23 protein-coding genes are annotated in these 25581 nt (G+C 69.2%); 6 read left to right on the forward strand and 17 right to left on the reverse strand.

Annotated features, from left to right (window positions below):
* Positions 1 to 118: 118 nt before the first annotated feature.
* Complete coding sequence (locus tag AACH06_RS05855; RefSeq protein ID WP_341424711.1) at positions 119 to 1174, reverse strand: SPFH domain-containing protein; 1056 nt, start codon at positions 1172 to 1174, stop codon at positions 119 to 121.
* Between the two features lie 90 nt (positions 1175 to 1264).
* Here AACH06_RS05855 and AACH06_RS05860 point away from each other — a divergent pair, with 90 nt between their 5' ends.
* Together AACH06_RS05860 and AACH06_RS05865 are read left to right on the forward strand one after the other, a co-directional pair.
* Positions 1265 to 2596, forward strand: a complete 1332-nt coding sequence (locus AACH06_RS05860; RefSeq protein ID WP_341424712.1) for an FAD-dependent monooxygenase — start codon at positions 1265 to 1267, stop codon at positions 2594 to 2596.
* A gap of 104 nt (positions 2597 to 2700) precedes the next feature.
* A complete protein-coding gene (locus AACH06_RS05865; protein ID WP_341424713.1) occupies positions 2701 to 3885 on the forward strand; it encodes a choice-of-anchor tandem repeat GloVer-containing protein in 1185 nt (394 codons plus the stop codon).
* 12 nt (positions 3886 to 3897) lie between these two features.
* On the opposite strand, the gene AACH06_RS05870 is transcribed toward AACH06_RS05865, so the two are convergent.
* Positions 3898 to 4305 carry a c-type cytochrome gene (locus AACH06_RS05870; protein WP_341424714.1) on the reverse strand — a complete coding sequence of 136 codons (408 nt, stop codon included), beginning with the start codon at positions 4303 to 4305 and terminating at the stop codon, positions 3898 to 3900.
* A gap of 16 nt (positions 4306 to 4321) precedes the next feature.
* Positions 4322 to 5716 (reverse strand): cytochrome c1 protein, encoded by a 1395-nt coding sequence (locus AACH06_RS05875; RefSeq protein ID WP_341424715.1) that lies wholly within the window; start codon positions 5714 to 5716, stop codon positions 4322 to 4324.
* Positions 5717 to 5926: 210 nt separating this feature from the next.
* On the opposite strand from AACH06_RS05875, the gene AACH06_RS05880 reads away from it, so the two are divergent.
* From AACH06_RS05880 to AACH06_RS05890, 3 genes are read left to right on the forward strand one after another with little or no spacing between them, the layout of a single operon-like run.
* A complete protein-coding gene (locus AACH06_RS05880) occupies positions 5927 to 6520 on the forward strand; it encodes a NapC/NirT family cytochrome c (RefSeq protein ID WP_341424716.1) in 594 nt (197 codons plus the stop codon).
* A gap of 18 nt (positions 6521 to 6538) precedes the next feature.
* Entirely contained in the window at positions 6539 to 7234 is a 696-nt protein-coding gene (locus AACH06_RS05885) for a response regulator (RefSeq protein WP_341424717.1), read from the forward strand.
* Complete coding sequence (locus AACH06_RS05890) at positions 7231 to 8619, forward strand: sensor histidine kinase (protein ID WP_341424718.1); 1389 nt, start codon at positions 7231 to 7233, stop codon at positions 8617 to 8619. Before AACH06_RS05885 ends, AACH06_RS05890 begins: the two co-directional genes overlap by 4 nt.
* A 4-nt stretch (positions 8620 to 8623) precedes the next feature.
* Here the strand turns inward: AACH06_RS05890 and AACH06_RS05895 are convergent, their stop codons facing one another.
* The 6 genes from AACH06_RS05895 to AACH06_RS05920 all read right to left on the reverse strand — a co-directional run bounded on the left by AACH06_RS05895 (position 8624) and on the right by AACH06_RS05920 (position 13932).
* Positions 8624 to 9184, reverse strand: a complete 561-nt coding sequence (locus AACH06_RS05895) for a GNAT family N-acetyltransferase (protein ID WP_341424719.1) — start codon at positions 9182 to 9184, stop codon at positions 8624 to 8626.
* A 38-nt stretch (positions 9185 to 9222) separates the two neighbouring features.
* On the reverse strand, positions 9223 to 10461 hold the full coding sequence (locus AACH06_RS05900; protein ID WP_341424720.1) for an ROK family transcriptional regulator: 1239 nt from the start codon (positions 10459 to 10461) through the stop codon (positions 9223 to 9225).
* Entirely contained in the window at positions 10451 to 10906 is a 456-nt protein-coding gene (locus tag AACH06_RS05905) for an RbsD/FucU family protein (protein WP_341424721.1), read from the reverse strand. The genes AACH06_RS05900 and AACH06_RS05905 overlap by 11 nt, the downstream gene beginning before the upstream one ends.
* Before the next feature lie 7 nt (positions 10907 to 10913).
* Positions 10914 to 11705, reverse strand: coding sequence for an ATP-binding cassette domain-containing protein (locus AACH06_RS05910; protein ID WP_341424722.1), 792 nt, complete (start codon positions 11703 to 11705; stop codon positions 10914 to 10916).
* Positions 11706 to 11808: 103 nt separating this feature from the next.
* Positions 11809 to 12762, reverse strand: coding sequence for an ABC transporter permease (locus AACH06_RS05915; protein ID WP_341424723.1), 954 nt, complete (start codon positions 12760 to 12762; stop codon positions 11809 to 11811).
* Positions 12763 to 12885: 123 nt separating this feature from the next.
* On the reverse strand, positions 12886 to 13932 hold the full coding sequence (locus AACH06_RS05920) for a sugar ABC transporter substrate-binding protein (RefSeq protein ID WP_341424724.1): 1047 nt from the start codon (positions 13930 to 13932) through the stop codon (positions 12886 to 12888).
* Positions 13933 to 14256: 324 nt separating this feature from the next.
* Between AACH06_RS05920 and AACH06_RS05925 the strand changes: the two genes are divergently transcribed.
* Positions 14257 to 15183, forward strand: a complete 927-nt coding sequence (locus AACH06_RS05925) for a carbohydrate kinase family protein (RefSeq protein ID WP_341424725.1) — start codon at positions 14257 to 14259, stop codon at positions 15181 to 15183.
* 107 nt (positions 15184 to 15290) lie between these two features.
* Here AACH06_RS05925 and AACH06_RS05930 read toward each other — a convergent pair whose 3' ends face one another.
* The 8 genes from AACH06_RS05930 to pyrF all read right to left on the reverse strand — a co-directional run bounded on the left by AACH06_RS05930 (position 15291) and on the right by pyrF (position 25415).
* A complete protein-coding gene (locus AACH06_RS05930; protein WP_341424726.1) occupies positions 15291 to 15866 on the reverse strand; it encodes a type 1 periplasmic-binding domain-containing protein in 576 nt (191 codons plus the stop codon).
* 244 nt (positions 15867 to 16110) lie between these two features.
* Positions 16111 to 17943, reverse strand: a complete 1833-nt coding sequence (locus AACH06_RS05935; protein ID WP_341424727.1) for a DUF885 domain-containing protein — start codon at positions 17941 to 17943, stop codon at positions 16111 to 16113.
* Positions 17944 to 18012: 69 nt separating this feature from the next.
* Positions 18013 to 18861 carry a phosphonate ABC transporter, permease protein PhnE gene (gene phnE, locus AACH06_RS05940; RefSeq protein ID WP_341424728.1) on the reverse strand — a complete coding sequence of 283 codons (849 nt, stop codon included), beginning with the start codon at positions 18859 to 18861 and terminating at the stop codon, positions 18013 to 18015.
* A complete protein-coding gene (locus AACH06_RS05945; protein ID WP_341424730.1) occupies positions 18858 to 19688 on the reverse strand; it encodes a PhnE/PtxC family ABC transporter permease in 831 nt (276 codons plus the stop codon). The genes phnE and AACH06_RS05945 overlap by 4 nt, the downstream gene beginning before the upstream one ends.
* Positions 19685 to 20554: a phosphonate ABC transporter ATP-binding protein gene (locus tag AACH06_RS05950; RefSeq protein ID WP_341424731.1), complete on the reverse strand. Its 870-nt coding sequence runs from the start codon at positions 20552 to 20554 to the stop codon at positions 19685 to 19687. The genes AACH06_RS05945 and AACH06_RS05950 overlap by 4 nt, the downstream gene beginning before the upstream one ends.
* A gap of 16 nt (positions 20555 to 20570) precedes the next feature.
* Positions 20571 to 21497, reverse strand: coding sequence for a putative selenate ABC transporter substrate-binding protein (locus tag AACH06_RS05955; protein ID WP_341424732.1), 927 nt, complete (start codon positions 21495 to 21497; stop codon positions 20571 to 20573).
* Between the two features lie 122 nt (positions 21498 to 21619).
* Positions 21620 to 24616, reverse strand: coding sequence for a PAS domain-containing hybrid sensor histidine kinase/response regulator (locus tag AACH06_RS05960; protein ID WP_341424733.1), 2997 nt, complete (start codon positions 24614 to 24616; stop codon positions 21620 to 21622).
* Positions 24600 to 25415: an orotidine-5'-phosphate decarboxylase gene (gene pyrF / locus AACH06_RS05965; protein ID WP_341424734.1), complete on the reverse strand. Its 816-nt coding sequence runs from the start codon at positions 25413 to 25415 to the stop codon at positions 24600 to 24602. The genes AACH06_RS05960 and pyrF overlap by 17 nt, the downstream gene beginning before the upstream one ends.
* Positions 25416 to 25581: the final 166 nt, after the last annotated feature.

Here is a 25581-nt window from a genome sequence, read left to right on the forward strand (position 1 = left end):
ATGTTTGAGGGCACAGGAGGGCCCGCCCAGTGGCGTGCACGGATCCAGCCCCGCCGGTCCGCTGCGCGGGCCCCCATGGGAGGGGGCAGGCCCCGGAAAAGGGGGCCGTGGAGGTTCCTCAGACCAGTTTCTTCAGCAGCTCGGCCTTCTTGGCGTTGAACTCGTCTTCGGTCAGGATGCCCTTGCCCTTCAGATCGGCCAGCTTTTCGATCGTCGCCATCACTTCGTCGGGGCGGATGGCCGCAGGGGCCGCCGCTGCCGCGGCCGGCGCCTGCGCCTGCGCCTGCGCCGCACCGGCGTTCATGCCTTGGCTCAACTGCTGGGCGAGCACCTGGCCCAGCGCCACGCCGGCGCCCAGGCCCATCGCGTCGCCCGCGATGCCGCCGCCTTGGCCCGCGCCCTGGGCCATCGCGGGAATGGCCTGCGCGGTCTGGTACTGCATGAACTGGGCCATGTTGTTGCCCACCATGCCCATGCCGATCTTCTGGTCGAGGATCTTCTGCAGCTCTTCGGGCAGCGACACGTTCTGCAGCTGCACGCTTTCGAGCTTCAGGCCGATCGCCTCGAACGACGGGGCCGTCGCCTCCTTCAGCTTCTGGGCGAACTCGATCTGATTGGCCGCCAGGTCGAGGAAGGGGATGCCGCTGCCGGCCACGGCGTCGCTGATGTGCTGCAGCATCATGCCGCGCAGCTGGCCATCGAGGTCTTCGACGGTGTAGCGGTCACGCGTGCCGGAGATCTCGGTGTGGAACAGGCGCGGATCGGCGATCCGGTAGGCGTAGTTGCCGAAGGCGCGCAGGCGCACCGCGCCGAAATCCTTGTCGCGGATGGTCACGGGCTGGGACGTGCCCCAGCGCTGGTCGACCTGTTGGCGGGTCGAGAAGAAGTAGAGGTCGCTCTTGAAGGGGCTCTGGAACAGCTTGTCCCAGTTCTTCAGGTAGGTGAGCACCGGCAGTGTCTGGGTCGTCAGCTTGTACATGCCGGGGCCGAACACGTCGGCCACGCGGCCCTCGTTGACGAAGACCGCCATCTGGCTCTCGCGCACCGTCAGCGAGCCGCCGTACTGGATTTCGTTGCCGGCCATGGGGTAGCGCCAGGCGAGCGTGCCATCGCCGCTCTCCGTCCACTCCAGGATGTCGATGAACTGTTTCTTGATGAAATCCATCAGGCCCATGGCACTGTCCCCCAAGGTATTGCAAGTCGCCGGCGATTGCCGACGCGACGAATAATACGCGTCACCGCCCTGGATGCCCCACCGCACGCCATGCCGACCGACACCCGCCCGACCGACATCCCCCCGACCTCCTCCGGCGGCGACGCCGCCGCCCAACCCCTGCCCGGCGAGGCGTCCTCGGAGCGGCCGTCGGTCCGGCCATCCGATCCACCGTCCCGTGACCGCCCGGCGGTGCGCCTGGCGGTCATCGGTGCCGGGCCGGTGGGGTTGACGCTGGCGCTGTTCGCCGCGCGGTTGTGGCCCGAGGCCGATGTGACCCTGTTCGATGCCCGGGCCGCGGGGCAGGATGTGTCGGGTGATCCGCGCACCCTGGCGCTCAGCCTGGGCAGCGTGCAGCTGCTGCAGCGGCTGGCGGTCTGGCCGGCCGAGCAGGCGCAGGCGATCACCCAGGTGCATGTGTCGCAGGCGCCGCCCACCCTGACCGGCGTGCCGATCCAGCCCGAGCTGACGATCAACGCGTTCGATGAAGGCGTGCCCCAGCTGGGCGCGGTGCTGCGCTACGGGCAGATCGTGGCGCCGCTTCAGCGTGCCTGGGAAGCCGAGTGCGCGGCGGCGCCGGCGCGCTGCCACTTCCGGTTGGGCACGCCTGTGTCGGCACTCAAGCCCCTGCCCGATCACCGGCTGGAGGTGGACGCCGGCATCGCCGAGGTCTTCGATCTCGCCGTCATCGCGGAAGGCGGCGTGTTCGCCGAGCAGTCGCGCAAGGGCCTCAGCCGCGACTACCACCAGACCGCCTGGGTGGGCCAGGTGCAGCTCGACGGCGATGTCGCGCCGGGCGTCGCCTTCGAACGCTTCACCCGCCACGGGCCGGTGGCCCTGCTGCCGCTGAAGGCCGAAGCCGGGGACGCTCCCGGGCGGCGCCGCGCGGCGCTGGTGTGGTGTGTGCCGAGCGACGACGACCCGGTCGCGCCGCTGACCGACGCGCAGCGCCAGGCGGTGCTGGCCACGCTGCTGCCTCCGGCGGCGGGGGCGTTGCGGTCCATCGGCCCGTTGAAGGCCTTCGCGCTGGGGCTGAACGCCGAACGCACGCTGGTCGATGGCCGGCAGGTGCGCATCGGCAATGCGGCGCAGACGCTGCACCCGGTGGCCGGCCAGGGCCTGAACCTGGGCCTGCGCGATGCGTTCACGTTGGTGCAGTCGCTGCGCGATGCGGCCGATCTGGACCGTGCGTTGCGCCGCGTGGAGTGGTCGCGCGCGCCGGACCGCTGGGGCATGATCGCCGCCACCGATTTCCTCGCCCGCAGCTTCACCTGGAAGCTGCCGGGTCTGGCCGCGGCGCGCGGGCTGGGCATCGCCGCCCTGCAGGCGTTGCCACCGGTCAAATCTGCCCTGGCGCGCCAGATGATGTTCGGGCGGCGCTGAAACCACTGGAGGTCAGCAGGCAGCAAGTTAGGGAGAAGGTTCCCGGCGACGCGGTGTTGCACCCTATTTGAAGGTTAGAGTGCGAGCTCCCGCAGGAGGTGCTCATGACCTTGTTTGCTTCGCTGTTCCGCCGTTCAAGCTGTTCTGTCTGGCCGGTGTGCGCGCTCGCGCTCGCCGCGGCCTTGCCGGCATCGGCCGAGACCGCCACCAACGCCGCGCCCGCTGTCTACGAGCTGTTGCATTCCTTTGACGTTTGGGACGGCTACAACTTCAGGCACACCCTGGTGATTGGTGACGATGGGCGGGTGCGTGGTGGCGACGGCCGCGCGTTCAGGATCGACCGCTCCGGCGATGGATTCGCCGTCCTGAACGACTTCACCAAGCGCCGCCTGGGGCGCTGGCCTCAGGGCCAGGTGCTGGCGTCCGACGGGAAGTATTACGGGGTGGCCGCCGAGGGTGGCGATCTCGGGGGTGGCACGGTCTACCGCATGACGCCGGGCGGCAAGGTGACGCTGCTGCACGCCTTCGACCCCAACTCGACATCGGCCGGCAACCCGCACGCGCCGCTGCTAGAAGCCGCAGATGGTGCGTTCTACGGCACGACGAATGGCATCGTCAACGGCCCGTGCGGCAGCTTGTTCCGACTGACGCGCGCCGGAGAATTCAGCGTGCTGCACCCGTTCTCGCATGACCCGGGCAATGGCTGTACGCCGGACGCCATGAAGCTGACCCAGGCGCGCGATGGCAGCATCTACGGTGTCACAGAGTATGGCGGCGCCTTCGACAGGGGCACGATCTACCGCTGGACGCGCAGCGGCGCCTGGGAGTTGCTGTATTCGTTCGGCGCCCATGGCCAGGGGTCACACCCCCGCTCGGGCCTGGTGCAGGGTGCCGATGGCGCGTTCTATGGCATCACCATCTTTGGCGGCGAGCACGACACCGGCATGTTCTACCGCTTCGATCCGAACACCCTCACCGCGAGCTTTCTCACGAGCTTCGGTGCGGGCGGCCCCGCACCGGTCCAGCCGAACGGCGAGTTGCTCTTGGCGCGTGATGGGCTTTTCTATGGCACCACGATGTACGGCGGCAAGAACGAGTCGGGCACGGTCTACCGCGTTACACCGGCCGGTGAGATGACAACGATCTTCTCCTTCCCGGGCCGGGGTACGCAGCAGAGTGTCATGCCAATGGCCGGCCTGGTTGAAGGCCGCGATGGCGAGTTCTTCGGCACGACCGAGACCGGTGGTGAGTTCAACCACGGCACGCTCTACCGCCTCAAGCTGAAATAGTGCGGCAGGTGCCTATTTCAGGGATTGCAGGTAGGCGATCACGTCGGCACGGGCACCCGCGTCCGCCAGACCGTCGTACTTCATCTTGCCGCCCGGCACGGTCTTCTTCGGCAGCGTGATGTAGCTGTCGATCTTCTCCGGGCTCCAGGTGATGCCGCTGGCCTTCAGCGCATCGGAGTAGGCGAATTCGGGCGCGGTGCCGGCCGCGCGGCCGACCACGCCGAACAACGGCGGCCCCTTCTTCGCCTTGCCCTCTTTCGGGCTGTGGCAGTCGCCGCATTCCTCGGCGAAGGTGTTGGCGCCGCGTTTGGCGTCGCCGGCGCCGAGCGCCGACGTCGTCACGCCCGTGGCCACCAGCACCCACACCGCGGCGCGCAGCAGCGGTGCCCGTCGGGCAGGCGCGTCAGCAACTCGTGTCATGGTCGTGCTCCCCAGTTCAGAACAGCACCCAGGCGAAGGCCATCAGGGTGTTGTTGTCACGGGCGCGGCGCTCCAGGCCGGCGTCGTCCAGGTAGCGGCTGCCTCCTTGGTAGCGGCTGTAGCCGGTGTACTGCAGACCCAGGCGCAGGTTGGCCCACGGCGCGGCCCACGAGCCTTCCTTGCCCCAGGGCGTCCAGTCGGCCTGCAGCATGTAGCCGGCAGTGTCCGAACGGCCATTGAGGGCACTCGCGTTGAGCACGCTGTCCTGGCTGCTGCGGGTGTTGAACAGCCCGGCCGTCACTCCCCAGGTCTGGTCGTAGGTGTACGAGGCCGCCACGCGGGCCTGGTTCAGGCTGTTGCTGGCATGCGAGGCCCCGCCGCCGGCGAGAGTCTGGTCCAGCGTCTGCCATTCGCGGATGTAGCTCGCGTTGACGCTGAAGATGTGCTCACGGTTGCCCAGCCACTGGTAGGCGGCGTCCACGCCCAGGTCGCGGTAGTGGTCGCTCAGCGGTGCGCTGCGATCGGGGCGCAGCTTGGCATCGAAGCCCACCAGCCCGAACGAGAAGTTGTCACGCTTGCGGTCCATCATGTAGCCCAGTCGCCAGTAGGTGCCCAGCCCCTTGAAGCTGCCCACGTCGTCGGCGTTGAAGTGGTTCAACATCGAGGGGGACAAGGTGTTGTACAGGCCCAGCTCGCCGTACCAGTGCTTGTCCCACAGCATGTAGCCGTTCACACCGATCACGCTGCTGGCGAGGCCTTCGACGAGCGGGCCGGGGCCGGTGCCATAGCCGAAGTCCGACTCGGTGTAGGGGAAGCGCCACTGCCCGATCGTGTTGAACGGATCGGTCAGCGTGGGGTTGGTGTTGAGCGACAGGCCGACGGTGGCTTCTTTGTCGCCGAATTGCACCGGCGTGGCAAAGCGAAGGTCGATCTGATCCATCGCCGAGGCGCGGTCGACATCCGAGTACGTGTACTGAACGAAGGCGCCCACGTGATCGCCGAAGCGGCCGGCGATGAAGCCCGAGAGCTCCTGCAGGGCGGTGTTGTCGTTGGCGCTGAAGCGCTCGGGCGCCTCGGCCGCGTCCTTGCTGGTGTGGGTGTGGTTGGCCACCAGCATGGCCGACAGCGGCACCTTGCCATCTTTGCCGTCGCTGTCGGTGTAGCCGCCCAGCTTGAACTGGATGCCGAAGGGCGTGAGCTGTGGGCCGAACGAGCCCACATGGCAGGCGGCGCAGTCCGAGCCGGTCTGTCGTGCATAGCTGGGCACGGCCTGGGCGGCGCTGGGCACCAGCGCGGTGGCGGCCAGCGCGCAGGCGGCGGCCCATGCACCTATCCAGGCGCGTCGGCCAGCACGCGTGGCACGCTGCCACAGTCTGGCTTGACCGAGGTCAAGCGATCGGTGGTGAGTCATCAGAGCTCCTTGCTGTCGTGAGAACGAAAGTCGAAAACGGGCCGCCTTGGCGGTGCTGCGCGGCAATGTAGGAGCCGCTTTCTTGCGAAAGCCTGAAGAGCGCGGCGCACGGTTTTTCCAGAGGTAAAGCTCGTGGCCCGATGTGCGCCGTCAGGACTTCGCAAGCTCGCCTTGTCGAAGATGCGGGCCGATCAACAGCAGGGAGCCGGCATGACAACGCTGTGGCGACGTTTCAGGCGCCAGGGCCGCTGGACCCAGTTCTTCGGGGTCCAGGCGCTGCTGTGGCTGCTGGTGGGCGTGGGCATCTCGATCGCCGGGCAGGCCACGGTGGCCCACACCAACACGCTGGAGTTCTGCATCTCGTGCCACGAGATGAAGGACAACAACTACACCGAATACAGCCACACCATCCATGCCCGCAACCGCACCGGCGTGAAGGCGGTGTGCTCGGACTGCCACGTGCCGCACGATCTGGCCGGCACCGTGGTGCGCAAGATCGGCGCCGCCAAGGATGTGTGGTCGCACTTCACCGGCAAGATCGACACGCCGGCGCAGTTCGAGGCGCACCGCCTGGAGATGGCGCAGACGGTGTGGCGCCGCATGAAGCAGACCGATTCGAGCGAGTGCCGCCACTGCCACGACGTGCAGGCGATGGACCCGGAGCTGCAAGGCAAGACGGCGCAGAAGCAGCACCAGAAGATGCGCGACGGCAGCCGCACCTGCATCGATTGCCATTACGGCATCGCCCACAAAGAGCCGGGCGGTGGTGCCGAGCCTCAGGATGCGGTGGCCGATCCGTCCTGATCGGCAGAGAATCGAACGATGCGACTGTTGGTGGTGGAGGATGACGGCCTGGTGGCCGCCGGACTGAAACAGGGCCTGACCCGCGCCGGCTACACGGTCGACGTGGCCGGCTCGGCCGAGGCCGCCGAAGCGTCGGTGAAGAACGAGAGCTTCGATCTGGCGGTGGTCGACATCGGCCTGCCCGGCTCGGACGGCCTCACCCTCATCCGCCGATGGCGGTCCGAGGGCCGCGCCCTGCCCGTGCTGGTGCTGTCGGCCCGGTCGAGCATGGAAGACACCATCAGCGGCCTCGACGTGGGGGCCGACGACTATCTCGGCAAGCCCTTCCGCCTGCCTGAATTGGCGGCCCGCATCCGGGCCCTGATCCGCCGTGCGCACGCGGTGGCCGAGACGGTGCTGCGCCATGGGGCCTTGCAGCTGGATACGGCCACGCACAGCGCCACCCTGGCGGGCGCGCCGCTGGAGCTGACGCCGCGCGAGTGGGCCATCCTGGAGATCCTGATGCTGGCGTCGCCGAACGTCGTCAGCAAGGATCGCCTGGTCCAGGGCCTGGCCGGCTGGGACAAGGACATCACGCCCAACGCGGTGGAGGTGCACGTCTCGCGGCTGCGGGCCAAGCTCGGGATCGGCGGCATCGAGATCCGCACCGTGCGCGGCATCGGCTATCGGCTGGATGCGCCGGTGGAGCCCGCCGGCCGCGGCGCCGCGGCATGAACGCCGCGGCGGCCGCATCGCGCCCGGGCACCAGCCTGCGCCGCCGCCTGCTGGCGGCCATCTTGCTGCCGCTGGGGCTCATCTTCGTGCTGAGCGTGGTGCTCGACTACCGCCTGGCGCGCGAGACCGCCGACGGCGCCTTCGACCAGTCACTGGCCGACGCGGTGTTCGATCTCGCGGCGCACCTGTCGCCTGGCGTGCCCGACGTGGCGGTGGAGATGACCTCCGAAGGGGAGGCCATGCTGCGCAGCAGCCCGGATGGGCGGGTGTTCTTCTCGGTGCGCGATGCGGCGGGCCGCCTGCTGGCCGGCGATGCCGAGCTGCCCGCGCTGCCCGCCGGTGAGGCGGGCCGGCCGCGGTTCCACGACGGGCAGTTCAGCGGCGAAACGGTGCGCTACGCCGTGCTGCGCACCGATGCGGGCCATGGGGCAACCGTCACCATCTCGGTGGCCGAGACGCTGGGCAAACGCCAGCGCGCGAGTCGCCGCATCCTCGCCGCGATGATGGTGCCCAGTGCCGTCTTGCTGCTGGCGACGCTCGTGGCTGTGTACGTGGGGGTGCAGCGGGGTTTGGCGCCGCTGGACGACATCGAGGCCGAGATCGGGCGGCGTTCGGCGCGTGAGCTGCACGAGATCGAGCTGCCTGCGGTGCCGCAGGAAGTGCGCCCGATGCTGACGCGGCTGAACGACCTGCTGGCGCTGTTGCGCGAAGCCGCCGCGGCGCAACAGCGGTTCCTGGCGGGCGCTGCGCACCAGCTACGCACGCCGTTGGCAGGTTTGCAGACACAGGTGGAGCTGGCCGCGCACGAGGGCCGCTTCGATGGTTCGCCCGAGCGGCTCGCCCGCATCGACGAGGCCATCGGCCGCATGGGCCACCTGGTTCAGCAGTTGCTGACCTATGCCCAGGCGGAGCCGGCCGCGGCGCTCACCCGGCGCCATGAGCCGGTCGATCTGAAAGCGCTGGTCGAGCAGGCGGCGTCGTTGTTCCTGGACCAGGCGCTGGCCAAGCGGATCGACATCGGCTTCGAGCCGGGCGCGGCCACCGTGTCGGGGGTGCCGTGGCTGTTGCGCGAGGCCCTGTCGAACCTGATCGACAACGCGCTGCGCTACACGCCGGCCGGCGGCGTGGTCACGGTGGGCAGCGGCCAGACCGCGGGCCGCCCCTGGCTGCGGGTGGTGGACAACGGGCCGGGCATCCCCGCGGCCGAGCGCGAGCGGGTCTTCGAGCGCTTCTACCGGGTGGCCGGCACCCATGGCGACGGTGTGGGCTTGGGGCTGGCGATCGTGCGCGAGATCGCGGCGCTGCACCAGGCCGAGATCCGGTTGGACGATGCGCCGGAAGGCGGCTTGATGGTCAGCCTGATCTTCCCGGCCGCCGGGGCGTGAACCTTCAGCCCCGTGCGGCGCGCCACTGCTCGGCGCTGATCTTGAACAGGCAGTGCGGCCGGACCGGATGGCCCTCGGGCACGCCGGGGTGCTCGAACACTTCGCCGGTGTCGACCAGACCGATGCGCCGCATCACCGCCTGAGAGCGCAGGTTGCCGACGGCGGTCATCGACACGATCTCGTCCAGGTCGAGCTGCTGAAAGCCGACCTGCAATGCCACGCGCGCGGCTTCGGTGGCGAAGCCCTGGCCCCAATGCGCATGGGCCAGCCGCCAGCCGACCTCCACGCAAGGTGAGAAGTGAAAGCGCCGCTGCGGGATCGACAAGCCCGTGAAGCCGATGAACTCGCCGGTGTCGCGCCGCTCGATGGCCCAGTTGCCCCAGCCTCGTGTGGCGAAGGCGTTGATGCAGGCATCGACGGTGGCGTCGCTGCGATCGCGCGGGATGAGGCCCGGAAAGTGCTCCATCACCCGCGCATCCTGGTTCAACGCGGCAAACGGCTCGCGGTCTTCTTCGCGCCAGCGGCGCAGCCGCAGCCGAGGGGTCTGCAGTTCGATCGGATTCATGGGCCAGCATGCTAGAGGCCCATGTACGCTCCTGGCATCTAACCTTCGACCACCTTGAGAAACAGATCTCGGTCCGGCGCGAAATTCGCGTACAGCGGGAGCAATGCCCCGCCGATGGCCCGGGCATCCGAGCCGATGGTGCCGGGCATCAGCTCGGGCCGCACCACGCCTTCCCAGTCGTAGCGGGCCAAGGCCGTGTCGACCTCGCGCAGCAGTGCCGCCAGCAGCGGGCGGGCGAGGTTGCCATCGATGATGACGCCGTCGAGGTCCAGCAGGCAGGCCGCGCTGTTGGCCGCCAGCGCGATCGCCGGTCCGGCCTCTTGCAACCAGGCCACGGTGTGGGCCAGCCAGGGGCCTTCGAGGGCGCGCTCATCGCCGCTGGCCGAAGGGTCGAGGCCGGCCTGCTCGTAGCGCGCCTCGAGCGTCAGCAGCGAGGCGACGCTGAGCAATTGCGGGGGTGGCGTCTGGGCGCCGTTGGCCGCCAGGCCGAGCGGCAGCGAGCCGATGGCGCCCGCGTTGCCGTGCAGGCCCGCGCGCAGGTGGCTGTCGATCACCAGGCCGCCGCCGATGAAGGTGTCGACGAACACGTAGAGAAAACTCGTGACGCTGCGTCCGCGGCCGGCCACGAGCTCGGCCACGCAGGCGGCGGCCGTGTCTTTCAGCAGGTCCACCTCGAGGCCAGTCTGCCGGGAGACTTCGCCGCGCAGGTCGGTGCGCGCCCAGTCGTCGACCAGTGACTGCGGAAAGTTCAGCAGCGAGCGCCAGCCGCCCATCGACAAGGGCGCGGCGATGCCGATGCCCTGCAGGCGCTCGCGTCCGGCGTCGCCCAGGCGGCGCATCAGCCCCTGCACCCGCAGCACGATCTCGGCGAGCACGAGTGCCGGGTCGGGGAAGGTGTAGTCGCGGCTCGACCGCTCACGCACCCGGCCTTCGAAGTCGACCAGCAGCACATCGAGGCCGCGGCGGCCCACCTTGACGCCGATCGAGAAGGCGCCGTCGGGGTTGAGTGTCAGCGGCACCGAGGGCTGGCCCACCTTGCCACGCTGGGGCGCACCCTTGAGCAGCAGCCCGTCGTCGATCAGGCTCTTGGTGATCAGAGAAACGGTTTGCGCCGTCAAGTGCGTCAGCCGGGCCAGCTCGGCGCTGGGCAATGCGCCATGCAGCCGGATGGCCTGCAGGATCACCCGCTCGTTGTACTGACGCAGCCCACCCTGGCTGGAGCCTCGGGGGCGCAGCCTGCTCTTGTCAGCGGGTGGGGTGGTGGGCTCAAGGGACAAGGGCTTCTCCGATCACGCCCTTCTTGAACAGGAAGTTTCCGTAGGGCTGCAGCTCGCCGGTGAGCACGATCGCCCGCGCGGCGCGAACGCGATCGTAGAACGCAAACCGCTCGGTGGCGGCGCATTGTTCGGGCCGGGCGTGTCCGGCCTCGTCCAGCCAGGCCAGCATGCGGCGCTGCAGTGCGCTGAGGGTGCCCTCGGGGAAGTCGCTGACCTGCATGAACGCCACCGGCTGGTCGACCGCCGCGTCCAGCGGCAGCAGCGACAGCACCGCGCGGCTGGTGCGCTCGACGCCGGCGCCCGGCAGGTGCAGCACCGGCTTGCCATCGGCCAGCGAGTGGGCGGTGAAGTTGGCATCGGCGATGACGATCTCATCGCCGTGCCCCATGTCGGCCAGCACCTTGAGCAGGTCCGGCGTCAACAGCGGGTCGATCCCTTTGAGCATGTGGACCTCAGGCCAGGCATTCTTGCGGGATCTGCTCCGGCGGCATCGCACCGGTCATCACCGCCACGGTGTCGCTCATGCTGATCTTGCGCGGGTTGAGCACGGCGGCGCGTTTGCCCAGCCGGGCCACGTGGATGCGATCGGCGATCTCGAACACGTGCGGCATGTTGTGCGAGATCAGGATGACGGGCAGGCCCTTGTCGCGCACCCGGCGGATGAGTTCGAGCACCATGTTGCCCTCCTTCACACCGAGTGCCGCGGTGGGCTCGTCGAGGATCACCACATGCTCGGCGAACGCGGCGGCGCGGGCCACCGCCACGCATTGGCGCTGGCCGCCGGAGAGTGTCTCCACCGCCTGCGTCATCGAGCGGATGCCCACCTTCAGGTCGGCCATGCGCTGCACGGCAACCTCAAGCATGCGCTTCTTGTCGAGCATGCGCAGGGCCTGGCCGAGCAAGCCGGGCCGGCGCAGCTCGCGGCCGAGGAAGAGGTTCTCGGTGATCGTCATCGCGGGTGCGACGGCGAGGTCCTGGTAGCAGCATTCGATGCCGGCGCGCCGGGCGTCCATCGGCGTCTTGAACTGCACCGGGCGGCCATCGAGCAGGATCTCGCCGGCATCGGGCACCGTGGCGCCCGACAGTGCCTTGATCAGCGAGGACTTGCCGGCCCCGTTGTCGCCGATCACCGCCAGGATCTCGCCGGCGCGCAGTTCGAAATCGGCACCGTCCAGCGCGGTGACCTGGCCGTAGCGCTTGATCAGGCCGCGGGCCTGCAGGACGGGGCTAGCCGAGGTGTTCATGCCTGACCTCCGAGAGATGCCGGACGAGAGTGGCGGCGGACCGTGGCCGGTGAGCCGAAGCGTGCGCCTTGGGGGATGTTCATGGCGATGCTGAGGGCGACGTTCATCGTGCCGCCTTGCGCGACAGCTGGTCGACGGTGACGGCGAGGATCACCAGAATCCCGGTGACCAGCACTTGGTAGACCGACGACACGCCCATCAGCGTGAGCCCGTTGCGCAGCACCCCGACGACGACCGCACCGGCCAGCGAGCCGAGCACCATGCCGCGGCCGCCGAACAGGCTGGTGCCACCCAGCACGACGGCGGTGATGGCGTCCAGGTTCTCGGTCTGGCCGGCATTCGGGTCACCCACGCCGGTGCGCGCCACCGCCAGCAGCGAGGCCAGCCCGTAGAACGCGCCCGCCAGCACATACACGCCGAGCAGCACCCGTTCGGTGGGGATGCCCACCAGGCGCGTGGCCTCGGGGTTGTTGCCCACCGCGTAGACATGTCGGCCCGCGCCGGTCTCGCGCAGCCAGAACCACACGCCCAGGTAGAGCAAGATCATCAGCACCACGCCGTAAGCCACCTGGGCGCCGCCAAGCGCGAAGGTGTTGCCGAGCCAGGTCATCGCCTCGGGCACCTCGGTGATCGTCTGCGCCCCCGAATAGAGCTGTGTGATGGCGAAGGCGATGTTGAAGGTGCCCAGCGTGACGATGAAGGGCGGCAGCTTGATGCGGGTGACCAACAGACCGTTGACCAGGCCGAACGCCGCCGTCACCGCGATGCCGGCCAGCACCGCCACCGGCGCGGGCAACCCGAGGTCGGCGGCGAGCTTGGTCATCACGATGCTGCCCAGCGCCATCACCATGCCGCATGACAGATCGATGCCGGCGGTGAGGATGATCAGCGTCTGGCCGATCGCGATGACGCCGACTACCATCACCTGCTGCAGGATCAGCGACAGATTGGCGCCGCTGAAAAAGTGCTCGGTGGTGACCGAGAAGAACGCACAGGCGATCAGCAGCGCGATGAAGGGGCCGAGCTGCGCGATCGGTGGGAGTTTGGTCGTGCTCACGCGATCTCCATGGGTGAGGCGGGGCCGGTGTGGGCTTGCGCGTTGCGGCGCAAGCGGGGCCGGTGGGGCCGGGCTGAGCGGGGCAACCGGCGGCGGCCGCGGGCCGCCGTCGCGATCAACCGCTTACTTCTTGCCCCAGCACAGATCGGTGCCGGTCTTCACGTCCTTGCTGTCCACACCCGCCACCGGGGTGGCTGCGATCAGCGTGACGCCGGTGTCGGTGTAGCCGCTCACCTTCTTGCCGGTCTTGGCGTACTGGACGCCCGCTTCCACGCCCATGGCGGCCATCTTCAGCGGGTACTGCTGCGAGGTCGCGGCGATCACGCCCTTGCCGACGTTGGCGACGCCTTCGCACCCGCCGTCCACCGAGACGATGATCACGCCCTTTTCCTTGCCGGCCTTCTTCAGCGCGTTGTAGGCGCCAGCGGCTGCGGGCTCATTGATGGTGTAGACGACGTTGACATCCGGAGCCTTCTGCAGGCAGTTCTCCATCGCCGTCTGGCCCTTGGCGCGATCGCCGAAGCTGTCGGCCATGCACACGACCGCGGCGTCCTTGCCCAGCTCGTTGACCTTGGCGTCCGGGGCCGGCAGGCCGAAGCCCTTCAGGAAGCCGTTGTGGCGCTGCGCACCGACCGGGTGGCCCGGGAACAGATCGAGCGTCACGATCTTCGCCGGCTTGCCGCCCAGCGCGGCCTTGGCGTACTGGCCGATCAGCTCGCCGGCCTTGTAGTTGTCGGTGGCGAACAGGGCGTCGGTGCCGTCGACGGGGTCGGTCGGGCTGTCCAGCGCAATCACCATCACGCCCTTGTCGCGCGCCTTCTTGATGGCCGGCAGGATCGCCTTCGAATCGCTGGGCGTGATCAGGATGGTCTTGGCACCGCCGGCGATCATGTTTTCCATCGCGGTGACCTGGCCGGCGTTGTCGCCGTCGGTCTTGCCGGCACCCGTCAGCAGCTTGGCGCCCTGGGCCTTGGCCGCTTCGGCCGCCCCTTCCTTCATCTTCACGAAGAACGGGTTGGTCTCGGTCTTGGTGATCAACCCGATCACCGGTTCATCGGCCGCCTGGACGGCAGCGCCCGACAGCAGGGCAGCGCTGGCCGCGGCGGCGAGAGCGATGTGGCGCAGGGCCGCGGAGGGGGGGCACGCCGGCGAGAGGGGGCGGAAGGTCATGCGATGTCTCCAGTGCTTGTTGCGAAGCGCGCGTGGTGCGTTGTTCGCGGTGGGTCGGTCTGAACAGCGGTGGAAGGCGGCCGGGCGGCTGCGCTGAGTGCGCGGAGCAACCCGTGAGCCCACGGCGCTGATCGGCCCAACTCGGTGCGGGAGGATCAGCGTTGGGGCGGATCGTAGTTAATAAATCAAGTGGATTGATTAATGGAAAACCCCAACCCCTGTTCGCTTGCGCCGAGAGCATGCTGCCGACTCTGCGCTGGCCAGGCGTGCGTCACACGCGTGCGTTCGGCCCCGCTCCACCCTGCCCTATAAGGAAGCACTCACATGTTCGTCGTCTGCGGCGAAGCCTTGTTTGACGTATTCGCGGCCGGCGACACGCCCGCCGGTCTCAGCCTGGATGGCCGCATTGGCGGCTCGCCCTTCAACGTGGCCATGGGGCTCGCTCGCCTGGCCCAGCCGGTGGCCTTCTTTGGTGGCATCTCGAACGGATTCCTCGGCGCACGCCTGATGCGCGCCCTCGAAGACGAGGGCATTGGCACCCAGCTGGTGCAGCGACGGGAGGCCCCGACCACACTCAGCCTCGTCGGGGTGGATGCGCGTGGCGTGCCGTCGTACAGCTTTTACGGCGAAGGCGCCGCGGACCGCGACGTGCCGCTGGCCGCGGCCATGGCCGTGCCCGAGCGCGTCAGCGCCATCCACTTCGGCTCGTATGCGATGGTGGTCGAGCCGGTGGCTGCCACGCAGCGCGCGCTGGCCGAACGTCTGCATCACCACAGTGTGGTGGCCTACGACCCGAATGTGCGCCTGAACGTCGAGCCCGATCTGAACCGCTGGCGCGACACCTTGGACTGGATGTCGGCGCGCACCCACCTGCTGAAGGTGAGCGAGGAAGACCTGGCGCTGCTCTACCCGGGCGAGGCGCATGCCGATCTGGCGGCGCGATGGCGGGCGGCCGGTGTGGCGGCGGTGGTGGTCACCTTGGGGGGGGAAGGTGCACGGGCCTACCTGCGCGATGGCGAGTTGCCGATCGCCCCGGTGCCGACGCAGGTGGTCGATACCGTCGGCGCCGGCGACACCTTCCAGGCCGCGATGCTCACCGCGCTGGCCGAGCGCCAGGCGCTGAGCACGGATGCGCTGCGCGCGCTGTCACGTGAGGCCTGGGCCGATGTGCTGGGCTTCGCCGCCCGGGCCGCGGCCATCACCTGCAGCCGCCGCGGCGCCGATCTGCCGCGCCGCAACGAGCTGGGTTGACGGGCAGGGCCGGCAGGTCCGGGCGCGGCCCATCGGCCTTTGACTGGGGTCTCTGACACGCGTTTCTGACTCGCGCCCTTTGGGGGCATGTCGCCTTTGGGGGCCTGTCAAAAGACCTTGGCTTCGCCGGCCGCGCCCACGAGGCGTTGCAACAACGCTTCAACCTGCGTGCGGGCATCGCCCGAGGGCGGCGAGCCGGCTCGGGCTGTCCACAACAGCAGGCCCTTGTCGACATCGCTGACGCGCGCGTCGGCCGCGTAGGGGGCCGCGGGCGCACCGCCCACGGGCACCGACACACCCACGCCGAGTGAGGTGTTGCGGCCGAACCCGAAGCCGCCAAAGCCGATCGACAAACCCGAGCCGGACGAACGCTCCGCGAGCGCATCCGGCCCCACGCTGGCCACCCACACCGCCTTCGCGCCCGCGGCGCGCGCCTCGGGCAGGTAGCGGGCGTCGTCACGCGCCTGGGTGGCCGGTGGCGCCGCGGTATCGGCGCGCGCCACCGGCGTGAGGCCGCGCGCGGTGAGGTCGGCCGTCAGCTTGTCCAGACAGATGCGGCCCATCACCTCTTCGGCCGCCTCGCAGACGACGAAGACCTTGGCGCCCTGCAGCGGGCTGCCCATCAACTGCGGTGACGCCCATTGCGCATCGACGCTGCGGGTGGCGCAGCCTGCGAGCGCCATCGCCAGCCCGATGCATGGGACGACCCAACGACCCATCGCGCCGCCGACTCTCGGGCCTGCTACCGAGCCCACTACGGAGCCCACTACCGAACCGCGATCGTGCCTGTTCATGTTCATCTCCGGCAAAGCCTGTTCCCGCGGCGACACCGCGACAGACGCAAGCATGCAACGAAAGGCCAGACCCCAAAGGCGACCTGTGGCAACAAGTTCGCCTTGATGTTGCGGCGAACGTTCGGGTTTCTCGTCAGAGCTGCCGCCGGATCCACTCGTCGACCTGCTCGTCGAGGATGGCCAGCGGCAGAGCGCCGCCGCGCAGCACCGTGTCGTGGAAGGCCTTTTCTGCCTCGGCATTCCACTTGGCGCCCAGGGCCTTCTGGGCGCGCTCGCGGGCCGCACGGATGCTCAGCATGCCCACCTTATAGGCCAGCGCCTGGCCCGGATCGACGATGTAGCGCTCGATCTCGGCCACCACCTCACCTTCGGCCATGCCGGTCTTGCTGATCATGTAGTCGATGGCCCGCTGCCTCGTCCAGCGTTGGGCATGGATGCCGGTGTCCACCACCAGCCGAACCGCGCGGAACATCTCCGCCTGCAGCCGGCCCAGGTCACCAAAAGGATCGTTCTGGTACAGGCCCATTTCCTTGCCGAGCCATTCGGCATACAGGGCCCAGCCTTCCATGTAGGCCGTGAACGGCAGCACCTTGCGGAAAGTGGGCCCCCCTTCCTGCTCTTGCGCCAGCGCGATCTGAAAGTGGTGGCCGGGCACGCCTTCGTGGATGGACAGCGTGCGCATGCCGAATTTCGGCAATGCCGACATGTCACGCAGATTGGCGTAGAAAACGCCGGGCCGTGTGCCATCGAGCGCTGGCGACTGGTAGTAGGCGCCGGGGGCCGTCTTCTCCTTGAACTCGGGCACGCGCTGCACCTCGATCGGCGCCTTCGGGCTCAGCCCGATCAGGCGGCGCGACTGCACCAGCTGCTCGTCGATCATGCGCTTGTACTCGACCAACGCCGCCTGTCGGCCTTCGTCGGTGTTCGGGTACAGAAAGCGCGGGTCCTTTGACAGGCGCTGCAGCGCCTGGGCCGGGGTCTCATCACCTTGAAGCTGGTTTTGGGCGGACAGGATCGCCTTCATCTCCGCTTCGATGCGCGCCACCTCCGACAGGCCCAGCTCGTGCACCTGCTGGGGCGTCATGCGGGTGGTGGTCTCGCGCCGCACCCGGTAGGCGTAGTACGCCTCACCGTCAGGCAGCTTCCAGACGCCATCGTCGGTGGTCGCGCGGGTCAGCTGGCCATCGAAGAAGTGGATCAGGCTCTGGTAGGCCGGTCGGACCACCTGGTCGATCAGGGCCGGGCAACGCGCCTGCAGATCGGGCTTGTCACCGGCCGCCACGTCAGACAGAGCCCCGACCTTTTTCGAGAAATTGACGCACAAGGGGTTCTCGGCCGAAGGCTTGCTCGCAAAAGCCCGCATCTCGACCAGCACCCGTTCGATCACGAATCGCGGCGGCACGATGCCCTTCTGTTCGCGCAGCGCGAGCCCCTCCTGCACCTGGCCGAACTTGCGGCCGATCTCGCCGAGCCGGGCCAGATAGTCTTCGGCGCCGCGGCGATCGTCGATCCGGTGCTGGTTGATCAGGAAGTCCGGCGTCTGGCTCTGCACCCCGAACAGCTGGTTGATCGGGTAGTCGTGAAAGCGGAAGCGTTCACCTTCGAGTTGACCTTCGATGAACCACACCAGCACGCGGCTGGACAGCTGCTGGTCTGGCGTCTGGCGACGAGGGTCGTAAGACTTCAGATCGTCGAGGTACTCGCGCCAACGTGCGAAGTCACGCTCGGCCTTCGCGATGGACTCGTCGTTCAGGTGCGCGTTGTGCCGCCGGTAGCCGAACTGCTCGGCCACGCCCATCATCGACAGCAGCTCGGGGTTGTCGAGCAGAAAGCTGACGAACACCTTCTCGTAGAAGTGGTTCAAGCTGAAGGGCCGAAACCAGATGAGATTGACGAGGAAGATCGCCACCATCACCACACCGGCGGCCAGCAGGCCCCCGAACCAACGAAGCAGAGTCTTGCGCATGGGGGCGCAGCTTAGCGGAGCGGCCATGCCCTCTGGCTCGGGTGAGACACCCCTTGCCAATGGCCGCGCTCAGCGCATCCAGCGCCGACGAGTCACCCACGACAACGCGTCCACCGCCAGCACCAGGCCCACGGTGGCGATGAGCACCGTGCTGGCTTCTCGTGTCTGAAACAGGCCGAGGTGAAAGCTGAGCATCTGCCCCAGGCCACCGGCACCGACCACCCCGAGCACCGCCGCGGCGCGGATGTTGTTCTCCCACCGGTACAAGGTGTAGGACATCAGTTGAGGTGCAATCTGCGGCAACTGCGCAGCCACGAACACGGCCACGGGCCCCGTGCCACGCCAGCGCAGCGCCTGCGCGGGCCCCGTGGGGGCGTTCTCGATCGCCTCGGCGAACAGGCGGCCCAGCACGCCGGTGGTGTGCAGCGCCAGCGCCAGCGTGCCGGGAAACGGGCCGAGGCCGGCGGCCACCAGCAGCAAGGTCGCCCACACCAGCTCGGGCACCGCGCGCAGCCCGTTCAGCAGCAGCCGCGCGGCGGCGCGCGAGAGGGCCCACGATGCCGGAGCATCGGCCAGGCCCGCGAGATCGGCCCGCAGGCTGGCCGGCAGCGCCAGCAACAAGCCACCGGCCAGCGCCAGCGCGGTGCCGCAGGCTGACATTGCCAGCGTCTCCAGGCTGGCACTGGCCACGCGACGAACCAACGCGGGATCGGTGGCGGGCGGCACGAACTCCGTCGCAAACGACACAAGGCGCTGCAGGGCGTCGATCGAGAAGAACGCCGCCCACTGCAGATCCAGCGTCCAGAAGCTGGCGATCACCAGCACGGCCACGGCGGCCAAGGCGACGCCCCACGGCCGGCGTCCGGGGTCTCCTCGCAGCGGTGAGGGCCGTGCAGGCGGCGGAGCGATCGGGTTCATGCGATGCGGCGGCGCAAGGCGACGCTGGCCCGGTCAGACAGGGCCACCAAGCCCATGAACACCATCAGGATGCTGGCGACCTCGCCGCCGGCGAACATCTTTGCGGCGCTGTCCAGCAACTGGCCCAGGCCGCCCGCGCCCACCAGGCCCAGCACCACCGACGATCGGATGGCGCATTCCCAGCGGTACACGGTGTAGCTCAACAATTCATCGGCGCACTGGGGCAAGGTGCCCAGCGCCAGCGCGGCCCCGCGATCGGCGCCTTGCCGCAACAGCGCGACCGTCGGTCCGGCGTCCGTGCTTTCCAGGATCTCGGCATAGACCTTGCCGAGCATGCCGCCGTAGGCGATGGCGATGGCCAGCACGCCGGACGTCGGCCCCAGGCCGACCACACGGACGAACAGCAGCGCCCACACCACCTCGGGCACCGAGCGCAACAGCACCAACAGCGCACGAAGCGACTGGCGCACGATCGCCGGCCAGGTGCCCATCGCCCCCGACACCGCGCTGACCGACAGCCGGCTCGTGGCCAGCAGCGCCAGCGGCACCGCGATCAGCAGCGCCAGCGTGATGCCGGCGGTGGCCATGGCGACCGTGCGCCAGGTCTCCAACACCAGCGTCCACAGGAACTCGCTGTCGTGACGGGGCGGGAAGAAGCTGGCGGCGAAACGCAGGGTCGCGCGGGCACTGCGCGGCTCGAAGAGCGTCCAAGGCTTGAATTCGCACCACACCAGCACCGGCCAGGCCAGCACCAGACCGCTGATCGCCATCCACCACCGCCCAACGGCGGCGGGATCGCGTGGCGCCGCGTCGCGCGTCGTGGTCATCGGCACAAGGCGCCCGGCGGGCCGGGTGAGAGATCGGGTGGTGCATCGGCCCAGGCGGGAGGCGCGATCGGATCTGCCCCGGGCGGGGACGGTGTGCCGTCCGCGTCCGACGGGCTGTAGAGCGCCCGCACGGCCTCGTCGTCCAGGCCCGCCGCCGGGCCGTCGTAGACGATGCGGCCGGCACGCAGGGCCACGATCCGCGCAAAGCGCTCGCGGGCCAGGTCCACCTGGTGCAGCGTGCACACGAGCGTGCGCCCTGAGTCGCGGGCCGCGGCTTGCAGGCTGCCGAGGGCCTGGTGGGCTCGGGCCGGGTCGAGCGCTGACAGTGGCTCGTCCACCAGCCACCACCGGGCAGCGCTGACCAGCGCGCGGGCCAGGCCCACACGCTGGCGCTCGCCGCCAGAGAGCCGGTCGACACGCAGCCACAGTTTGTCGGCGATGTCGAAGGCTTGCAGCGCCGCCTGCGCGCGCGAGGCGTCGGCGTCAGACCAACCGAACAACCAGCCGCGCCACCAGCCGGGCCACGCGGGCAGCCCGCCGGCGAGCACCGACGTGACGACGCGTTGGCGCGGCGGCAAAGGCGGCACCTGCGGAGCGAGGAAGAGCTGGGCCCGCAGTCGATGCCGGCCGGCCGAGCCGAGCACCCAGGGGTCGACCCCCGCCAGGCGCAATTGACCACCCAAGGGCCGCACGGCAGCCGCCATCGTGAGCAGCAAGCTGCTCTTGCCCGCGCCGGAGGCCCCAATCACCGCGACCTGCTCGCCGGGTTCGAGGCGAAGGTCCAGCCCATGCAGCGCGGGCACGCGCGAGGCCGGGGCGGCCGGTGCCGACACGCCGACCAGCTCCAGGGCGGACGGGCTGCTCATCGCCAGGGGGCAGCGATCACTTCAACAGGCCGGCGCTTGCCGCCGCGGCCCGGATGCCCTGGTAGTTTTCGGCCGCGGTCGGGATGAAGCGGGTGGCACGCTGCAGTGAGAGGATCTCCTGCTGGGCCGGGTTGCTGCCGTCGAGCGAGAGGAAGGCCTGGCGCAGCTTGTCACGCAGGGGCGCTGCCATGTCGGCGTGCACGCTCCAGTTGTAGTCGTAGTAGGCCGGCGTGGTGAAGAACACCTTGACCTGCTGCGGATCGACCTTCTTGTCGGCGACGAATTTGTCCCACACGGAGATGTTCAAGGCGCCCGCATCGACCTTGCCCGACGCGACCGCCGCGATCGTCGCGTCGTGTGCGCCCGAGAAGGCGAGGCGCTTGAAATCGGCCTCCGGCTGGATGCCGGCGGCGAGCAGGAAATGGCGCGGCATCAGATGGCCCGAGGTGCTTGATGCCGAGCCGAAGCTGAAGGTGCGCCCCTTCAGATCGAGCAGCGTCTTGATCCCGCTGTCCGCCGCGGTGATGAAGACCGAGCGGAACTTCGCATCTTCTTCGCGCTGCACCAGCGGCACCACCTTGCCGCCGGAGCGCTCGCTGGCCTGCACGAAGGTGAAGCCGCCGAACCATGCGAGGTCGACCTTGCGGTTGACCAGCGCTTCGACCGCGGCGGCGTAGTCGGTGACTGGCGTCCACTCGACTTTCAGGCCGAGCTGCGACTCGAGGTACCGACCGAGCGGGGCGAACTTGCGGGCGAGCTCGGTGGGGGCTTCGTCCGGGATGGCCGTGACGCGCAGCACCGCCGGTGCGCCCGTCTGTGCCCGGGCCGACGCGCCCATGAGCGCCGCCGCACCCGCAAGCAGCAGGCGACGCCGGCTGAGGTGGACATGAGGCTCGGTGCCGAGCGGATGATCGATCTGAGGGGCGGATGCGCTGTCGTTCATCGTATGGAGGAGGGTCAGGGTCAGTCGGGTCGACACGCCGTTCTCCGTTTCACGGGATCCATGGCGATGCCCCGGATTGTGGCGGCATGGCGCCGGGCTGCTGGCGCGCTGGCCCGTGCCGATCAACCGCCGTCGCGCTGGCGCAGAGCGCGCGCCAGCGTGTTGCGCAAGCGCGCAGCATCGATCGGCTTGGTGAGGAAGTCGTTCATCCCCGCCGCGAGCGCCTGATCGCGCTCCGACACCAAGGCGGCGGCGGTGAGGGCAATGATGGGCAAGCGGTTGGCCGGGTGACGGCGACGCAGCAGGCGGGTGGCCTCGTGGCCGCTCATGCCGGGCATCTGGACGTCCATCAGCACCATGTCGAAAGGGCGGCCCCGCTGCGCGGCCTGCTCGACCAGCTCGACCGCCTGCTGCCCGTCACCGGCCTGCGACACGTCCACGCCCCACTGCTCCAGCAAGGCGACCGCGATCATCATGTTGACCGCGTTGTCCTCGACCATCAGCACGCGCGAGCCGCTGATCGGGTCCGCGCCGAATCCGCTCGACCCGGACTCGAGCGCGTCCTGGTCGGCGGCCGGCAACGGCAGCTCGGCCCAGAAACAGCTGCCCTGCCCCGGCACACTGACCACGCCCACTTCGCCGCCCATCTGCTCGGCCAGTTGCCGGCAGATCGACAGGCCCAGCCCGGTGCCGCCCACGCGCCGCGCCCTCGACACATCCGCTTGGGAGAACGGGCGAAACAGCATGGCCTGCTGGGCGTCGTCGATGCCAGGCCCGGTGTCCGTCACCTCGAAGCGCAGACGATGGGCGCGCGACCACAGCACCGACAGCCGAATGCCCCCGTTCTCGGTGAACTTCAGCGCGTTGTTGAGGAAGTTGCTGAGGATCTGCCGCACGCGCACCGGATCGCCGATCACGACCGGGGGCAGGTCGTCGTCGAGTTCGACCGACATTTCCAGCCCCTTGGTGTCCGCGAGCGAGCCGTAGGCCTGGTGGACGCTGCGCACCAGATGGTGCAGATCGAACGGGATCTGATCGATGTGCATCTTGCCGGCCTCGATCTTCGACAGATCGAGGATGTCCGACAGGATGCCCGACAGCGTCTCGGCGGAATCGCTGATCTGCTCGATGTACTGACGGCGGCGCGACTCGTCGACCCCTGGTTGGCGCGCCAGCCGTGCCAGCCCGAGCAAGGCATTCAGCGGCGTGCGGATTTCATGGCTGGTGTTGGCCAGGAAGGCGCTCTTGGCGCGGCTGGCGGCTTCGGCGTCGTCGCGCGCCTTCGCCAGCGCCTGCTCGACCTGGTGCTTCTCGGTCACGTCCTCGGCAATCCAGATCGTGCCGCCACGGCCAGGGCCGGTGCCCGCGAGCGCCTTGGCCAGAAGGCGGCACAGGAACACGGTTCCATCGCGCCGCATCATCGGGCGCTCGACCTCGATTTGTTCACCCCGTGCCAGGCGCGGGCCCACCTCGCGGCCGATGCTCTGGTGATCACCGGGGGTGGGCCAGACCACGCTGCCATGCTGGCCGATGATCAGCCCCGGCGGCCAGCCGAACATCTGCTCGAAGCGTGGATTGACGAGGATGAACTGCTGGTCGCGCGTGAGTGCGATGCCCATCAGCGCGTTGTCGAGGATGGCTTCACGCTCGAGCCGCGCCTGCTCGACGGCGGTGATGTCGCGGGCGTTGATCACCAGGTAGTCGCGGCCGTCCATCACGAACACGGCGGCCGACAGCAGCATGGTGAGCGTCCGGCCATCGCTCGTGCGCATGGTGGCCGAAAAGTTCTGGACCGCGCCGTGATCGTGCAAGGCCGCCACGAGCCGATGCCGATCGTCCAGGTCGGCCCACAGCCCGAAGTCGTTCGCGGTGCGGCCCAGCACCTGCGCGGCCGAGTAGCCCGTGACGCGCTCGAACGCAGGGTTGACCATGGTGTAGCGGCCGGAGTCCAGCTCGGTGAGCGTGATCAGGTCCGGGCTGGTGGACACCAAGTGGGAGAGGAACGCCTCTGAACGCTTGACCGCCTGTTCGGCTTCGCGTCGCTCGGTCTCGTCGGTGTAGATCGACAAGGTCGCCCGGCCGTCTTCCACATCCACGGCGGCACTGCTCACCTGCACGATCAGGGCCCGACCCCGGGCAGGGCGCAGGCGGTACTCACTGGCCGGCAGCGTCTGGCCCGGCGCCAGGCCTTCGATCTGTCGCAGCCGGGCCTGGGCGCGGTCGCGGTCGTCGCCCTCGGCATAAAAGCCCAACAGCGCCGCGCCGAGCATGGAATGCAGGTCCTGATAGCCGAATAGCGCCACCGCGGCGGGGTTCGCGTCCATCACCACGCCGTCACGGTGCAGCACCAGCGCCTGGGGGATGCGCCGGAACAGGTCGTGGAACCGCGTTTCGGTGGCCTTCAAGGCGTCGCGGACGTGCACTTCGGCCCGTCGATCTCGCAGCAGCACCCAGTGGCCGGCGAACTGGCCGAGCGCGTCAAAGCGCGGCACACCACACAGGCTGAGCGGCAGCACGCCGCCTTGGCCATCGGCCCAGTCCAGCTCGACCTCGGGCCAGGCCTGGCGCGCGCGGATGGCACGGCGCAGCCGCTGTGCCAGATCGGCCGGCCATTGCGCCGGGGCTTGCTCCCAAAGCGCTTGGCCCGCTCGCGGCGGATCAGCACCGAAGATGGAATGGTCGCCGTGGCTGGCCGATTCCACGACGCGGCCGCGGTCGTCGAGCTCGATGTAGGCGTGGGCCGTCACATCGAGCCAGGCGGCCAGGTGCTTGCCGGTGGCGTCGGCCGCGTCGCGGCTGACCGTCAGTGCGCGCCACAACGGCCAGGCGGCCGTCAGCAAGGTGAGCATCGTGGTGCCAGCCAAGGCAGCCGCCAGCAGCGGCGACAGGCCGTCGGGGCCCGACAGGCCCCACGCCATCGCGCCGATGCCCACGGAGCCGATGCCGGCGATGGCGACAAAGCGCTGGCGCGCGGCCCGCGCCAAGCCTGCTAACGACGGATCGCCAGCCACCGACAGCGATGAGGACGGGAAGGAGGGGACGGACGAATGCCCGCCAAATCCGGAGAGCCCCGTGATCGGGCTGCCCTCCGTGGCCCCGGTGTCAGCCGCGGGCGGCATCCAGCTCGCGCCGCGTCGCGTCGGCCACGGCGCGGGCGCGGAGGGCGAAGTCCTCGCCTGAGCTGGCGTACAGCACCGCGCGTGACGAGTTGACGATGATCGGGGCGTCAGGGCGCCATGCCGCGCGAACCGTCTCGGCCGCATCGCCGCCTTGGGCGCCGACGCCGGGAATGAGCAGGGGCAGCGTCGGGGCCAGTTCACGCACGCGGGCCAGCTCCCGCGGGAAGGTGGCGCCAACGACCAGGCCCAGCCGGCCATCACGGTTCCAGTGGCCGGCGGCCTCTTTGGCCAAGTGCTCGTACAGCAGGTCTCCGTTGGCCAGCGCTTGGGCCTGCAGGTCGCTGCCGCCGGGGTTGGAGGTGCGACACAGCAGGATCAGGCCCTTGCCGTCGTACTTGAGGTAGGGCTCGATCGAGTCGAAACCCATGAACGGGGACAGCGTGACCGCGTCGGCCTGGTAGCGCTCGAAGGCTTCACGGGCGTACTGCGCGGCGGTCGGGCCGATGTCGCCGCGCTTGGCATCCAGGATCACCGGCACCTCGGGGGCCACCCGCCGGATGTAGGCCATCAGCCGTTCCAGCTGGTCTTCGGCGCGGTGGGCGGCGAAGTAGGCGATCTGCGGCTTGAACGCGCAGACCAGGTCTTTCGTCGCGTCGACGATGCGAGCGCAGAAATCGTGGATGCGAGCGGCGTCGCCTTGCCAGGGGGTGGGGAATTTCGCCGGGTCGGGGTCGAGGCCGACGCACAGCTGCGACTGGTGGCGGGCGGTGGCGCCGGCCAGCATCTGGGAGAAGTGCATGCCGGCATTTTAGGGAGCCGGTCTGGCGAGGGTGGCCGCCCGGTCGGCATCGGCAGCGTTGTCGGTGTGACCGAAGACCGAAGCACGGCGGCGCGCGGGGGGCGGACCGCCGCGACCCGGCATCGACGGCGGGCCTGGCGCCGCGCACCTGCCCGGTGCAAAAACG

The sequence above is a fragment of the Ideonella lacteola genome (assembly GCF_038066555.1).
Lineage (GTDB): Bacteria > Pseudomonadota > Gammaproteobacteria > Burkholderiales > Burkholderiaceae_C > Ideonella > Ideonella lacteola.